At 60.2% G+C, this 15,585-nt stretch carries 12 protein-coding genes and 1 pseudogene; 9 read left to right on the plus strand and 4 right to left on the minus strand.

Annotated elements, in window-relative coordinates:
* Positions 1–38: 38 nt before the first annotated feature.
* From tldD to BV911_RS00770, 9 genes and pseudogenes are all read left to right on the plus strand, one after another.
* Positions 39–1,463, plus strand: coding sequence for a metalloprotease TldD (gene tldD, locus BV911_RS00730; protein ID WP_086051663.1), 1,425 nt, complete (start codon positions 39–41; stop codon positions 1,461–1,463).
* A gap of 98 nt (positions 1,464–1,561) precedes the next feature.
* The gene (dprA, locus tag BV911_RS00735; RefSeq protein WP_086051664.1) at positions 1,562–2,767 is read left to right on the plus strand and encodes a DNA-processing protein DprA; all 1,206 of its coding nucleotides are present in this window, start codon (positions 1,562–1,564) and stop codon (positions 2,765–2,767) included.
* Positions 2,768–2,829: 62 nt separating this feature from the next.
* Positions 2,830–5,505 (plus strand): type I DNA topoisomerase, encoded by a 2,676-nt coding sequence (gene topA, locus BV911_RS00740; RefSeq protein ID WP_086051665.1) that lies wholly within the window; start codon positions 2,830–2,832, stop codon positions 5,503–5,505.
* Positions 5,506–5,708: 203 nt separating this feature from the next.
* The gene (locus tag BV911_RS00745; RefSeq protein WP_086051666.1) at positions 5,709–6,404 is read left to right on the plus strand and encodes a CoA transferase subunit A; all 696 of its coding nucleotides are present in this window, start codon (positions 5,709–5,711) and stop codon (positions 6,402–6,404) included.
* A 23-nt stretch (positions 6,405–6,427) separates the two neighbouring features.
* A pseudogene (locus tag BV911_RS00750) lies at positions 6,428–6,967 on the plus strand (3-oxoacid CoA-transferase subunit B); the annotation flags it as partial.
* Between the two features lie 58 nt (positions 6,968–7,025).
* Positions 7,026–7,313, plus strand: coding sequence for a GNAT family N-acetyltransferase (locus BV911_RS00755; RefSeq protein WP_240512092.1), 288 nt, complete (start codon positions 7,026–7,028; stop codon positions 7,311–7,313).
* Positions 7,314–7,334: 21 nt separating this feature from the next.
* Entirely contained in the window at positions 7,335–9,743 is a 2,409-nt protein-coding gene (locus tag BV911_RS00760; protein ID WP_086051669.1) for a ligase-associated DNA damage response DEXH box helicase, read from the plus strand.
* A gap of 42 nt (positions 9,744–9,785) precedes the next feature.
* On the plus strand, positions 9,786–10,466 hold the full coding sequence (pdeM, locus tag BV911_RS00765; RefSeq protein ID WP_086051670.1) for a ligase-associated DNA damage response endonuclease PdeM: 681 nt from the start codon (positions 9,786–9,788) through the stop codon (positions 10,464–10,466).
* A gap of 90 nt (positions 10,467–10,556) precedes the next feature.
* Positions 10,557–10,865, plus strand: coding sequence for a chorismate mutase (locus tag BV911_RS00770; protein WP_086051671.1), 309 nt, complete (start codon positions 10,557–10,559; stop codon positions 10,863–10,865).
* Positions 10,866–10,941: 76 nt separating this feature from the next.
* Here the strand turns inward: BV911_RS00770 and ftsH are convergent, their stop codons facing one another.
* The 4 genes from ftsH to pal all read right to left on the minus strand — a co-directional run bounded on the left by ftsH (position 10,942) and on the right by pal (position 15,540).
* The gene (gene ftsH, locus BV911_RS00775) at positions 10,942–12,864 is read right to left on the minus strand and encodes an ATP-dependent zinc metalloprotease FtsH (RefSeq protein ID WP_086051672.1); all 1,923 of its coding nucleotides are present in this window, start codon (positions 12,862–12,864) and stop codon (positions 10,942–10,944) included.
* A gap of 74 nt (positions 12,865–12,938) precedes the next feature.
* On the minus strand, positions 12,939–14,198 hold the full coding sequence (gene tilS / locus BV911_RS00780; RefSeq protein ID WP_086051673.1) for a tRNA lysidine(34) synthetase TilS: 1,260 nt from the start codon (positions 14,196–14,198) through the stop codon (positions 12,939–12,941).
* On the minus strand, positions 14,195–15,028 hold the full coding sequence (locus tag BV911_RS00785; protein WP_086051674.1) for a tetratricopeptide repeat protein: 834 nt from the start codon (positions 15,026–15,028) through the stop codon (positions 14,195–14,197). The genes tilS and BV911_RS00785 overlap by 4 nt, the downstream gene beginning before the upstream one ends.
* Positions 15,025–15,540, minus strand: a complete 516-nt coding sequence (pal, locus tag BV911_RS00790) for a peptidoglycan-associated lipoprotein Pal (RefSeq protein WP_086051675.1) — start codon at positions 15,538–15,540, stop codon at positions 15,025–15,027. The genes BV911_RS00785 and pal overlap by 4 nt, the downstream gene beginning before the upstream one ends.
* Positions 15,541–15,585 lie beyond the last annotated feature (45 nt).

Consider the following 15,585-nt stretch of genomic DNA (forward strand, 5'->3'; position numbering starts at 1 on the left):
TCGGCCTGATCCGCATCAAAGACAGGACCCTTTGACACATGACGACTGAAAAATTCAATCCCTTCCATGACCAACTTGACGAAGCTGCCGCACTTGGCCGCTTACGCGAGGCAACAGCGGGGGCGGATGACGGCGAATTATTCCTTGAACGTCGCCGCTCTGAAGTGCTGGCCTTTGATGACGGAAACCTGAAGACCGCAAGTTTCGACGCGTCCGAAGGCTTTGGCCTGCGGGCCGTGCGCGGCGAGGCGTCTGGCTACGCCCATGCAACGGAAATCAGCGAGTCGGCCCTGCGGCGCGCCGTTGGCACAGTGCGGCTGGCCGTGGGCGATGGCGGCGGCACCATGGCGCCCGGGCCGCGGCAGACCAATCGCCGCCTCTATGGCGACGACGACCCGATGCAGGAACATGCCTTCGCGGTAAAAGTCGATATATTGCGTGAGATCGACGCGTTCGCCCGCGATCTGGATTCGCGGGTGGTTCAAGTCTCGGCCAGCCTTGCCGCCTCGCTGCAAGAAATTTGCATTCTAAGGCCGGACGGGTCCTTGGCCGAAGATATCCGCCCCATGACGCGGTTGAACGTGTCGGTCATCATCGAAGAGAACGGGCGACGCGAAAGTGGCTCGGCGGGACGCGGCGGACGCAGCCCGTTATCCGGTCTGATCGATCCCGCAAATTGGCAAGCCTCGGTTCGGGAAGCCATTCGAATCGCGCGGGTCAATCTCAATGCCGTGCCCGCCCCTGCCGGCCTCATGGATGTGGTTCTTGGGCCGGGTTGGCCGGGGATCTTGCTGCATGAAGCGGTCGGACATGGCCTTGAGGGGGACTTCAACCGGAAGAAATCCTCTGCTTTCTCAGGCCTGATGGGCCAACGCGTCGCCTCTCGCGGTGTGACGGTGTTGGATGACGGCACCATTCCGGACCGGCGGGGGTCCATCACCGTGGATGACGAAGGCACACCTTCAAGCAAGACCGTGTTGATTGAGGACGGGGTGTTGGTCGGCTACATGCAGGATCGCCAAAATGCCCGACTGATGGGCGGCGAAAGCACCGGAAACGGACGGCGGGAAAGCTATGCCCACCGCCCGATGCCCCGCATGACCAACACCTATATGTTGGGCGGCGACGCAGACCCATCGGAAATCGTCGGCGATCTGAAGGATGGCATTTGGGCGGTCGGATTTGGCGGCGGGCAGGTCGATATCACCAATGGCAAGTTCGTCTTCAGTTGCACCGAGGCCTACCACGTCAAGGATGGCAAAGTCGGCGCTGCGGTCAAGGGCGCAACCCTAATCGGCGACGGCCCCACAGCGATGCAGACGATTCGCGCTATCGGCAACGACATGACGCTTGATCCGGGCATCGGCAATTGCGGCAAGGCCGGACAATGGGTGCCCGTGGGGGTCGGCCAACCGACATTGATGATTGGCGGGTTGACCGTCGGCGGATCGGCCTCGGCCTAACGCAAAAAATTTTCGGCCAGAGCGGTTTTTCCGTCATGCTTTACGTCTGATTAACCCTGACGCCGCATGAATGGTCTCACCCCTTGGGCGGAGCCACGATGACAGACACACTGTTCTCGACCACAACCACACCCCTCACCCCACCAAGGTCGGTTGAAGACAGGTTGTCGTGGCTCCGTCTGTTTCGCTCTCGCGGCGTTGGCGTGCATACGTTCTTTCGATTGATGCAAGAACACGGCAGTGCCGAAACCGTGTTGGCGTTATTGCCCGATCTCGCCGGGAAAGCCGGCGTGTCGAACTATACCCCCGCATCCCGAGATAGCGCCGAGACCGAAATGCGCGCCGCCCGTCATTGTGGCGCGCACATGGTTTGTTTTGGCGACGCCAATTACCCAAACTCGTTGGCAGAAATCCCAGACCCGCCGCCGGTCTTTTGGGCCATCGGTCGCATCGAATTGCTGCATCGGCCGATGATTGCACTTGTCGGCGCGCGCAATGCCTCCAGCTTGGGGGAACGGATGGCACGACGCTTGGCCGCCGAACTGGGCGCGGCGGGCTACGTCACCGTCTCTGGACTTGCACGCGGAATTGACGCCGCCACGCATGACGCATCGCTAAGCCACGGCACCATCGCAGTCATGGGCGGCGGCGTCGATATGGTCTATCCCGAAGAGACCAAGACCCTCTTTACACAGATCGGCACATTGGGATTGCGGATATCCGAGCAACCAATGGGGCTAGCACCGCAGGCCCGTCACTTTCCGCGCCGCAACCGCATCATTTCGGGGTTGGCCTGTGGGCTGGTCGTGGTCGAAGCCGCTGCACGCTCGGGCAGTCTGATCACCGCGCGCAACGCGCTGGATCAAGGCCGGGATGTTTGCGCGGTGCCGGGCCATCCGTTCGATGCGCGGGCTTCGGGCTGCAATATGTTGATCCGCGACGGTGCGACACTGGTGCGCTCCGCCGACGATATTCTCGAAGCGCTCAGCAGCATCGCAACGAAAGACGCCCCTGCCCCGCGGCAACCAATCCCGCCCGACCCGGCACCGCCCCATTCTCGACCGATCCGTCCGCGCCCAAAGCAATCGGCCCAAAAATCGGCTATTCCTCGACTGCACAACGATATTTTGGCGCGTTTGGGCCCGTCGCCTGTCGCTGAAGACCAACTGATCCGCGACCTTGCCCTGCCCGCCGGCCAGGTCGCACCAGCGCTTGTCGATCTGGAACTTGACGGCCATGTAATCCGCCATGCAGGCGGCCTGATTTCCCTTGCAAGTGATGGCCCATCAACCGGGCGTCATTGACAAAGAGGGACCTGCTCCCACATCTAGCGATCAGATTACTCGTCTGAACTATTGGAGCCAGTATGCCGGTCGTCGTTGTAGAATCCCCCGCTAAGGCCAAGACAATTAACAAGTATCTTGGTGACGACTACATCGTTCTGGCCTCTTATGGGCATGTGCGGGACTTGCCGCCCAAGGACGGATCGGTTGATACCGAACACGATTTCGCCATGAAATGGGAGGTCGCAAGCGAGAGCAAGAAGCATGTGAAAGCGATTGTTGACGCGCTAAAAGGCGACGACACGCTTATTCTTGCAACTGACCCTGATCGCGAAGGAGAAGCGATCAGCTGGCACCTGCAAGAGACCCTGACCCAGCGCAAAGCGATCAAGAAAACCACCGCCGTCAGCCGGGTTGTCTTCAACGCCATCACAAAAACCGCTGTCACCGAGGCAATGAAGACGCCGCGCGCCGTGGATATGGAATTGGTCGAGGCCTATCTGGCACGCCGGGCATTGGATTATCTCGTTGGCTTCAACTTGTCGCCGGTACTGTGGCGCAAGCTTCCCGGTGCGAAATCGGCAGGACGCGTGCAGTCCGTGACCCTGCGCCTGATCGTCGAACGCGAGATGGAAATCGAAGCCTTCAATCCGCAGGAATACTGGACCGTTTCCGCGGTACTTGAGACGCCGCGGGGACAAACCATCACCGCGCGTCTGGCTGTTCTGGCGGGAAAGAAGCTGGATAAATTTGACCTCCCCACCGCCGAAGCGGCCGATCTAGCGGTGCAAGCGGTGCGGTCTCGGGATTTGACGGTGCAAAGCGTCGAGGCGAAACCGGCCACCCGGAACCCCTCGGCCCCGTTCATGACCTCGACACTGCAGCAGGAGGCCAGCCGCAAATTCGGCTTTGGCGCCCGCCAGACCATGAACCTTGCACAGCGCCTGTATGAAGCCGGGCATATCACCTATATGCGGACCGACGGGATCGACATGGCACCAGAAGCGGTGACCGCAGCCCGCGACGCCATTCGCGAACGCTATGGTGCCGAGTATTTGCCGGACACCCCCCGTATCTACAAAAATAAGGCGAAGAACGCGCAGGAAGCGCACGAATGTATTCGCCCGACTGAAATGACCAAGGACGCGGCCAGTCTCAAAAGCCTCGAAGCAGATCAGCGCAAGCTGTATGATCTGATCTGGAAGCGCACCCTCGCCAGCCAGATGGCCGCCGCCCGGATGGAACGTACCGCCGTGGATATCGCCAGTGCCGATGGGCAGGTGGTCCTGCGTGCCAACGGTCAGGTCGTGCTGTTTGACGGCTTTATCAAGGTCTATGAGGAAGGCCGGGACGACTCAGTCGTGGATGATGAAGACCGGAGACTGCCGCAAGTCGCCCAAGGCGATGTCATGGCTAAGACCGCCGTCGATCCAGAGCAGCATTTCACCCAACCGCCGCCGCGCTATACCGAAGCTACGCTGGTGAAGCGCATGGAAGAACTGGGCATCGGGCGTCCCTCAACCTATGCCTCGATCGTGACCACCATTCAGGACCGAGGCTATGTTCTGAAAGACAAGAACCGGTTGATTCCTGAAGACAAAGGCCGGTTGGTCACCGTCTTTTTGTCCAACTATTTCCGCAAATACGTCGGCTACGACTTCACTGCGGATCTGGAAAGCCAGCTCGACGATGTCTCGGCGGGCGAGCGGGATTACAAAGAAGTTCTCGCCCGGTTCTGGCGCGACTTTTCCGCGGCAATCGCGGAAACTGCTGATCTGAGAATTGGCGAAGTTCTCGACAAGATCGACGAAGTTCTTGCCCCCCACCTCTACCCGCCAAATGCCGATGGCAGCGATCCGCGGATCTGTCCGAACTGCGGCAATGGCCGGTTGTCCATGCGCACCGCGCGTTCGGGCGGCGCATTTATCGGCTGCTCGAACTACCCCGAATGCCGCTACACCCGCGCGTTCTCGGCTCCCGGTGCCGACGAGGGCGAGGTTGGCCCGGACGGCAAGGTCTTGGGGGAAGACGCAGGCGACGAAATTTCGCTCCGCAAGGGCCGTTTCGGACCTTACGTGCAGCGCGGCGAAGCCACCGAAGAGGTGCCAAAGCCGCCCCGGTCATCCTTGCCCAAAGGATGGTCCGTCAGCGACATCGACCTTGAGAAAGCCCTGATGCTGCTGTCCCTGCCACGCGAAATTGGGCCGCACCCGGAAGACGGAGAAATGATCTCTGCGGCTATCGGGCGCTACGGCCCTTATTTGCGCCACGGCACGTCGTCGGCCAACCTGCCGGACGTGGAAGAAGTGTTCACCGTCGGCATGAACCGTGCGGTCGAGCTTTTGGCACAAAAGGGTAGCCGTGGCCCCGGCCGGGCCGCTCCGGCAGCGCCGATCAAAGAACTGGGCGAACACCCAGAAAATGGTGGGCCGGTCAATGTCATGAACGGACGCTATGGTCCCTATGTCAAATGGGACAAGATCAACGCCACCTTGCCCAAAGACATCGATCCGGCCGAGTTGACGATGGACGCCGCCGTGGCCCTGATCGCCGAGAAGGCTTCCAAGAAAGGCGGACGGAAACCGGCTGCGAAAAAAGCTGCAGCTAAGAAACCAGCGGCGAAAAAGAAGGCCCCGGCCAAAAAGGTTGCCGCTAAAAAACCCGCAGCCAAAACAACGGCCGCCAAGAAGGCCGCACCAAAAGCGAAAGCCGCCGCAACAGCCGATGCGGCGACGCCCGACGCCTCGGTCGAAGACTAGGCCCATCTTGGCGCTGCGTTCTACCCAGATCGAACCATGTTCACCGGCAGGCCACGCTGCGGCCGCCGGTGAACGCGACCGAAAGTTTCATTCATAGCGGCGATGCAGCAAAGACATTGCGCGGGCCGCCTCGGTTCGTTGACTTCCCCGACCGTCACCTGCAAAACATCCCAAGATACTTACGAATTGATGGGGGTGCGTGAATGAAGAAGGTCTACTCGTCCGCGACGGAAGCTCTTGATGGGCTTTTGTTCGACGGAATGTTGATCGCAGCCGGGGGGTTCGGCCTGTGCGGCATCCCAGAATTGCTGATCGACGCAATCAAGCAAGCCGGCACCAAAGACCTCACGGTCGCATCGAACAATGCCGGAGTCGACGATTTCGGTCTTGGAATCCTGTTACAGACCAAGCAGGTCAAGAAAATGCTGTCATCCTACGTCGGTGAGAACGCCGAGTTTATGCGGCAATATCTGGCGGGTGAACTTGAGTTGGAGTTCAATCCACAAGGGACGTTGGCTGAACGGATGCGTGCTGGCGGGGCTGGCATCCCCGGCTTTTACACCAAGACCGGTGTTGGCACCGTCATTGCAGACGGCAAAGAGCACAAGGATTTCAACGGCGAAACATACATTCTCGAAGAAGGTATCTTTGCTGACATCGCCATCGTGAAAGCTTGGAAAGCTGATGCCACCGGCAATCTTGTGTTCCGCAAGACCGCCCGCAACTTCAACGCGCCCGCCGCCACTTGCGGCAAGGTCTGCATCGCAGAGGTTGAAGAGATCGTGCCGACCGGATCGCTGGATCCAGACTGCATCCATTTGCCGGGCATTTATGTCCATCGCATCGTGCAGGGCGCGCATGAGAAACGCATCGAACAACGCACCGTGAGAAAGGGCTGATCATGGCTTGGGATCGCAACCAAATGGCCGCCCGTGCGGCGCAGGAACTTGAAGACGGCTGGTACGTGAACCTCGGCATCGGCATTCCGACCTTGGTCAGCAACTACATTCCCGAGGGCGTGGAAGTCACCCTTCAATCCGAGAACGGCATGCTGGGCATGGGGCCGTTCCCGACCGAGGACGAGGTCGACCCAGACCTGATCAATGCTGGAAAACAGACCATCACCGAACTGCCGCAGACAGCATATTTCGACAGCGCCCAAAGCTTCGCGATGATTCGCGGTGGCAAAATTGCCATGGCGATTCTTGGCGCAATGGAAGTGGCCGAAAACGGCGATCTGGCCAACTGGATGATCCCCGGAAAACTGGTCAAAGGCATGGGCGGCGCGATGGACTTGGTTGCCGGTGTCGGGCGCGTGGTCGTGGTCATGGATCACACCAACAAGCACGGGGAGTCCAAGCTTTTGAAGGAATGCACGTTGCCCCTAACCGGGAAAGCCGTGGTTGACCGGATCATCACCAACCTCGGTGTGCTGGATGTGGTCGATGGCGGCCTCAAGATTGTGGAATGCGCCGAAGGCGTCAGCGAAGACGAACTGCGCGCCGCCACTGTGGCGACCATTGTCTGACGTCATCCAAAAAGAAGTCGACGGGTCAAAGGGCAGCTATGTCCTGACCCGCGACGGTGCCACGGCGAAACTGACGTTTTCCGTGGTGTCTGCCCATAAGATCATTGTCGATCATACCGAAGTGCCTGCGTCATTGCGTGGAACCGGGGCCGGTGTGGCGTTGTTCCAGAAAATGGTCATGGACGCGCGCATCGCTGGGATTAAGATCGTTCCCCTTTGCCCGTTCGTCAACGCCCAACGGCGCCGCCACCCAGAGTTCGAGGATGTGTTCGACGTATAGCCACGCCCCTGCTGGTCCCTCATGACAGCCCTTCCAGAGCCCCTTTCAGACTGGCTTGACCGGAAGGGTTGGCACCTCCATCCGCATCAACGCCTGATGCTTGAGCGCGCCGATGAGCCTTCTTTGCTGCTTATTGCGCCAACAGGGGGCGGTAAAACTCTGGCCGGGTTCCTGCCCACCCTGGCCGAACTTGGCCCGACCCCGCCCCCCGGGCTGCACACGCTTTATGTCTCACCTTTGAAAGCGCTGGCCGCCGACATCCGGCGCAACCTCTCGGCACCGATCACAGAGGCCGGGATGGCGATCCGGGTTGAGGACCGAACCGGCGACACCTCCTACACCACCAAGCGCCGACAACGGGCCGATCCCCCCCATATCCTGCTGACCACGCCGGAAAGTCTGGCGCTGTTGCTGTCTTATGAGGACGCGCCGCGTATTTTTTCTGGCCTGCAACGCATTGTCGTCGATGAAATCCACGCGCTGGCCGAATCAAAACGCGGGGATCAGCTTTTGCTTGCGCTGGCGCGGTTGCAAACCCTCTGTCCCGGCCTGCGCCGCATTGGTCTGTCGGCTACCGTCGAAGACCCTGCTGCGATGGGGCGGTATCTGGCACGGCATCCCGACCCCTGCCCGATCGTGCTTGCCGACCCGGGCCCGCCCCCTGACATCCGAATGCTGGACTTGCCGGACCCGCCCCCATGGGCCGGTGGCGGCGGGCGCTATGCCATCCCTGCTGTGCTGGCGCAGGTGCGCGCCCACAAGACCACGCTAATCTTTCACAACACCCGGGCGCAGGCCGAGATATTCTTTCATCACCTCTGGCTGCAAAACGTCGACAGCCTGCCGATTGGCATTCATCACGGTGCCCTGTCCCACGACCAACGCACCCGCGTTGAGGCCGCGATGGTGGCTGGCGCATTACGGGCCATTGTCTGCACCGGCAGTCTGGATCTTGGGATCGACTGGGGCGATGTCGATCTGGTGATCCAGATCGGCGCGCCAAAGAACGTCAAACGGTTGGTCCAACGCATCGGCCGCGCCAATCACCGTTACAACGCGCCCTCGAAGGCCCTGCTTGTGCCCGCCAACCGGTTCGAGGTCCTTGAATGCCAAGCCGCGCTGGCTGCTGTCCGCGACTTTGATCTCGACGGCGATCCGCGCGGCCCCGGCCCAAAAGACGTCGTCTGCCAGCACATCTTGATTACCGCCTGCTCTGGTCCGTTCGATGCCGATCAACTATTTGCCGAGATTACCACAGCCGGTCCCTATGCTGATCTCAGCCGCGCCGCCTTCGACGCTTGTCTGAATTTCTGTGCAACTGGTGGCTATGCCTTGCGCAGTTATGACCGCTGGCAACGTTTGGTCCAGCGTCCGGACGGGCAATGGCAGTTGCGCGACCCACGGGCCGCCCGCCAAATCCGGATGAATATCGGAACCATTCAGGACAGTGACACGGTCCAAGTTCGTTTGAAGCATCGCGGCGGCGGCACCCCGCTGGGTCAGGTCGAAGAAAACTTTGCCGCCACTCTTACACCGGGCGACACGTTTTTGATGGGGGGCCAGATCGTGCGATTTGACAGCCTGCGTGAGATGACCCTTCAGGTCACCAAAGACCCCGGGCGCAAGCCCAAACTCGCCACATTCATGGGCACAAAGTTTACCACATCGACCAAGTTATCGGATCGTATTCTGGCCATGTTCCGGCAAGAGGATTGGCCGGAATTGCCCGAGCATACAGCGGAATGGCTGCGGCTTCAGCGGCAGATTTCTCAGCTACCGTGCGCCGACCGACTGCTGATTGAAAGCTTTCCCCATCAGGGCCAGGAACACATCTGCGTGTATGGATTTGCGGGTCGCAACGCGATGCAAACATTGGGACTACTGCTAACCCGCCAAATGGAAACGCAGGGCCTGCATCCGCTTGGATTCGTCGCTACCGACTATGCCCTGCTGATCTGGGGTCTCGACCCGGTGGTGGACGCTGCGGCGCTGTTTCAGGGGTCGGACCTGCGCGACGGCTTCGATGCCTGGTTATCCGGCAACGCCGTCATGAAGCGTACCTTCAAGTCCAGCGCGGTCATTTCCGGCCTGATTGACCGAAAGACGCCCGGCCAGCGCAAGTCAGGCCGACAGGCGACATTTTCTTCCGACATTCTGTACGACACGCTGCAAAAATACGATCCCGACCACCTTTTGCTGCAAATTACCCGCGAAGAGGCGATGCGCGGATTGGTTGATTTTGCCCGGATCGAGGAATTGATCGGCCGGGTGCAGGATCGGATCGATCACGTCGTACTGCCCCGGGTAACGCCGTTGGCGGCGCCGCTCTTCCTTGAAATGGGGCGCGTTCCAGTGAAAGGGTCAGCGCAGGAACGCCTGCTCCGCGAAGAAACGGATCAAATTCTTGCCGCAGCCGGCCTCCACAGGTGAGCCTGCTTGCATCGCAGTTGCGATTCGTGATGTGAACGAAGCATGAACGATTTTGCGATTTCCTTTCACGGCCAAAAGCTGGTGGCACGCCCCTCTGGAACGCTTTGGTGGCCTGATGTTGGACTTCTCTGCGTGTCGGACCTGCACCTGGGCAAAGCCGAACGTATCGCCCGGCGCGGCGGCACAATGCTGCCCCCCTATGAGGGGCACGACACGCTTGCGCGGCTGGAGGTCGAACTGGACGCCACCCAAGCGCGGCATGTGGTCTGCCTTGGCGACAGTTTCGACGACCCCGCCGCTGCAACCGCGTTCCCCAACGACCTGCGAAGCTGGCTGGAGCGTCTTATCTTGGGCCGGACTTGGGTTTGGGTGGAAGGCAATCATGATCCCGGTCCCAACCCGATGCCGGGCAGGCATCTTGCCCAATATGATCTGCACGGGCTGACTTTTCGCCACGAAGCCCGCGTCGGCGCCTCGGGCGAGATTTCAGGGCATTACCACCCAAAAGCGCGCCTGAAACTGCGCGGTACCTCGGTGATCCGGCCTTGTTTTCTGATCGATGACGACCGTGTTATCCTGCCCGCATTCGGAACGTTTACCGGAGGCCTTTTGACCAACTCAGAGGTGTTTCGCCCGCTGATGGGGCCAAAAGCGTTGTCGGTTCTGACCGGGACGGCCTGTCACGCTGTCCCGATGGCGCGGAGCAATGCTGTTCGCACCTAAGCGGTGGTGCAGGCAACCGTGTCAATTCGGTGGCTGGCCTCGCCCGCCCCGGCACCATAGAGTCTCGAAAAATGATTACCGGAGAAACCGATGCAGCGCCCTGACGAATGCAATTCCATGACCGAACTCCGCCAGTTGATTGATCAGATCGACGCCGATCTGGTGGCAGGACTGGCGCGGCGGCAAGCCTGTATCGATCGGGCCATCCAATTGAAACCCGCTGAGGCACTTCCCGCCCGAATTCCCAATCGCGTCGAAGAAGTGGTTGCCAAAGTTCGCGCCAACGCCGATCGCAGCGGTCTGGACGCGGATCTGGCCGAACAGATCTGGCGTGACCTGATCGAGTGGTCAATCACTCGTGAGGATCAAGTACTAGGCGACACCACCAATACCGAATGACCCATTCAGACTGCACGTAAAAAAAGGTCCGGCCCCCAGAAGGGACCGGACCTTTTCTGTTTTTGGCAGAATAGGATCAGGCTGACGGTTCCGGCGTCGCATCGCCGTCAGTTGTCGGCTTCGCCCGCGGCTTGGTCTTCGGAATCGCCGTGATCGACGGGATGTTGTTGCCAGAGGACGAATCGTCCTCATCATCGCCACGGTTCAAAGGCTCGCCCGCCATCACCTTGGTAATCTCAATGCCGGTCAGCGTTTCATATTCCAAAAGCGCGTTGGCCAAGCGGTGATGCTCGTCCGCATGTTCGATCAATATGCGCTTGGCGGTTTCATAGCCCTCATCGACGATCCGGCGCACCTCGGCATCAATCTTGCGCTGAGTTTCAGGTGAAGCGGTACCGCCCGCCTGATAATTGCCCAGATAGGACTGCTGCTCGTTTGCATAGTCGATATGGCCTAGCTCATCCGAGAAGCCGAATTGCTGCACCATGGCCCGAGCAATCCGCGATACTTGTTGAATGTCCGACGCCGCGCCGGAGGTGACGTTCTCTTTGCCGAACACCAGCTCTTCGGCCACTTTACCGCCCATCGCCATGGCGATCTTAGAGGTATATTTGGTGAAGGTCACACTCAGTTGATCGCGCTCTGGCAGCGACATCACGAGACCCAGCGCACGTCCACGCGGGATGATCGTCGCCTTATGGATCGGATCATGTTGCGGCACATAGAGGCCGACAACAGCGTGACCGGCTTCGTGATAGGCCGTCAGCTTTTTCTCATCTTCCGACATGACCATGGAGCGCCGCTCAGAGCCCATCATCACCTTGTCCTTGGCGCTTTCGAAATCCGACATAGTGACAAACCGGCGTCCGATCCGTGCGGCCATCAGGGCGGATTCATTGACCAGATTGGCCAAGTCGGCACCGGAGAAACCTGGGGTACCACGGGCGATGATCCGCAGATCCACATCCGGCCCAAGCGGCACTTTGCGCGAATGCACGCCGAGAATTTTCTCACGGCCCTTGATGTCGGGATTTGGCACTTGAACCTGACGGTCAAACCGGCCCGGACGCAGCAGTGCGGGGTCCAAGACATCAGGACGGTTGGTCGCCGCCACAATGATGATGCCCTCGTTGGCCTCAAAACCATCCATTTCAACCAGCAACTGGTTCAAGGTCTGTTCGCGCTCATCATTGCCGCCGCCATAGCCGACGCCCCGCGACCGACCGACTGCGTCGATCTCATCGATAAAGACGATGCAGGGCGCATTTTTCTTGGCTTGCTCGAACATGTCGCGCACGCGGCTCGCGCCGACACCGACAAACATCTCAACAAAGTCAGAGCCCGAAATCGTAAAGAACGGCACCCCGGCTTCGCCAGCAATGGCACGGGCCAACAGTGTCTTACCGGTCCCCGGAGGTCCGACCAAAAGCGCGCCTTTGGGGATTTTGCCGCCCAAACGACTGAATTTCTGAGGATTGCGAAGAAATTCGACGATTTCTTCCAATTCTTCCTTGGCCTCATCAATCCCGGCAACGTCATCAAACGTCACGCGGCCATGCTTTTCCGTCAGCAGTTTGGCCTTGGATTTCCCAAAGCCCATCGCGCCGCCTTTGCCGCCGCCCTGCATCCGGTTCATGAAGTAAATCCAGACGCCAATCAGCAGCAGAAACGGCAGGAATGTCATCAGCAGGGTGGTGAAGCCGGACTGTTCCTGTGGCCGCGCGCTGACGCTGATATTTTTTTCGATCAGCCGCTCGGTCACTTCGGTGCCCTGAGGAACGATCGTCACATAGTCCTGCCCGTCATTGCCACGGAACAACACTTTTTCGCCATCCAACGTTACGCTGCTGACTTCTTGGTCCTGAACCGCCTGCACAAAATCAGAATAGCTGATCGACCGGGACGACATCGTCGACTGGCCACCGCTGAACAAATTAAACAGGGCTAGAATCAATAGAAACAGCACAACCCAGAAGGCGATATTTCTTGCATTACCCACGAAGGGACTCCTTATTCGATCGGTTGTGCATCACCGCACGTCTTTACTCCAAGATAGACACGACGGCGCGCAGTTCAATGCGTTAACAGCGCGTCACAGATCATCGTCTTGTCCCAGATCAGTTTTGCGTGCCACTCAGACGCTGGGTCGAGCAGCGGACAGGCGGTCACCATACCGTTTTCCCAGATTGCTGGCGAGGCCAAAAGCGCAATACGGTTACGCCCAGACGCCCGCCAATCCGGCCGCAAAGCCAGCCCGGTCTCGCCCAAAGCGGAAATCAGTGGCGGTGGGCCTGCGGAGGCCGGCCCCTCAACCTGCCAGCGGCCATCCCATAAACCGGGCGCCCGAAGACTATGCCGGGCCGCAGCCGACGGCTCGCGCTGAATGCGAAGCAGCCCTTGCCGCACCCCCACCAAGCATCCATGCAAACTGGTGCGTCGTCCCGCCATTGCGGCGATCTCAGCGGATCTTAGGGTTTTCAGGCGCGGACGATAGGATTGCGACGCCACCCGGCACAAGGCCATGGACAGCAATCGCCATCTGGTCTCGTCCTCCAACTCGGCGAAAGACCGGGCCGGGAACACAATGTCGCCGTCCTCGATATCGAGAAGCGTCAGCGCCGCCTCATAAGCCACCCGCCGTAACACCCGGCTGGCGGCGGACATCCGCTCGGCGGTGTCGGCCAACCGATCCGCCCCCAATCCATGCTGATCCTGACGAGACAACAGGTCGCGCATCTTGACCCGGTCAAAGCGCAGATCGCCGTTCGACGGATCCTCGGCCCAGACCAAGGACCGGCGTCGCAAAACATCGCGTAACGCCTCGCGTCGCACGTCCAAAAGCGGACGCAGCCAAATCACGCCTGAGGGATCTGGGCGAACAACCGCCATCCCAGATAAGCCATCCACACCCGAGCCGCGCGCAAGCCGCATCAGGACCGTTTCGGCTTGATCGTCACGGGTATGGCCAAGGCAGATATGGTCAATGCCTACGTCCAAAGCCCAGCCCGCCAGAAGCGACTGACGCGCCATTCGGGCTTCGGCTTGCAGGTTGCCCTGCCCGGTATAACCGGTCCAAAGCAGCGTGCTGTGCGGCACGCCAAGACGGCCACACACAGCCGCAACCTGCGTCGCTTCGGCGGCTGATTCCGGGCGAAGCCCATGGTCGACGGTAGCGGCATATAACTCCGCCCCCGTCGTCTCGGCCCAATCGCGCAGCATTACCAGAAGCGCGAGGGAATCTCCGCCCCCGGACACCGCGACACCGATACGAGCGCCGGGCAGGCACGAAACCGCCCCTGCCATCGCCTCTGCAAGCGCCGCCTCAGGCGTCACGGACAGGTGAGCCCCGCAAGCGAGGTCTGAGCGTTGGTCGCAGCGGTGGTCCCCGGAAACTGGGCGCTGACCTGCCCAAGCGTGATGCAGGCTTCTGGCACCTGCTTCAATTCGGACAGGGTCAAGCCAAGATTATACAGGGCTTCGGCGGCCAGTCCGGGGTCAGACTGTTCCGCTTGGGTATAGCTTTCCAGATAGGCGCGCCCGGCATTACCCAGATCGCCCAGTTTATTCAGAGCCTTGCCGCGATAAAGATGCGCTTCGGCGGACAATGGGCTGCGCGGATAGGTGTCGACAAATTGGTTTAGGGCCGCAAAGGCATCGGCGGGCGTCCCGCTTTGGCTTAGCTCCATGGCACGGTCGAAATCAGCCTGTTCGCCCACGGCAAGTTCCGGGGTCGGCTCGGGCATGGGAATCGGCGTGCTGGGCATCGGAAAACCGCCACCAAGGGCCTCGGTGCGCCCCAGATTGCCCAGATCGCCCCCCTCAAGCTCGGTCACCCGAAAATTCAGGTCATCCAGCCGATTGGTGCCGTCTTCCACGATCTTGCGAATGCGAAATTCCAGTTCTTCGGTCTTGGCCGTCAAGCGGCGCAATTCCTTTTCAAGACCATCCACCCGTTCCAGCGGGGCGGCGGACTGCGTCGCGGTCATACCGCTGCCCGTGGTCGACAATTCCCGGCGCAAATTTTGCAATTCCACCGACATTACGGTCATCTGCTGGCGGATGTCGGCCAGCGTCGCGGTGCGGTCCTGCCCAAGCGCAGGACCAGACAGAGTCAGAACGATCGCGGCAATGCCACCGCGGATCCAGCGGTCAGATCGGATCATACACCGGCCCCCCCACCGGCAAGGACGGTCACTGCCCGGCGGTTCTGGGCATAGCAGGCCTCATCCGAACACACCTCGATGGGGCGTTCCTTACCAAATGTGACGGTGCGGATGCGGTTCGGCGATACCCCCTGCGCAATCAGGAAGTCCTGCACAGAACTGGCGCGACGCGCGCCAAGGGCGAGGTTGTATTCGCGCGTGCCCTGCTCATCGGCATGACCTTCGATCACCGCCGAATACGAGGCGTTGTTCATCAGCCAACGCGCTTGTTCGGTCAGGGTCGCCCGCGCCGCTGCGGTCAGGCTGCTTTCATCAACGGGAAATAGGATCCGGTCCCCGACAGACTGCTGAAAGTAGGCCACAGAGGTCGGGTCATTGACCCCGCCGGACATTCCGGCCCCCGCGCCGCCGGACAGACCATCCACGGCCGCGCCGCTGCCGTTGCGGTTAGACGCACACCCCGCCACGAGCAGAACCATGCAGAGGGCAAAAAGGCGAACAATCGGTGTCATCTTGAATTCCTGATTACTGGTGCCCGAAAGGTATCAGCCCTGCGC

The organism is Pseudoruegeria sp. SK021 (genome assembly GCF_002119405.1).
In the GTDB taxonomy this organism is placed as follows: Bacteria; Pseudomonadota; Alphaproteobacteria; order Rhodobacterales; family Rhodobacteraceae; genus Meridianimarinicoccus.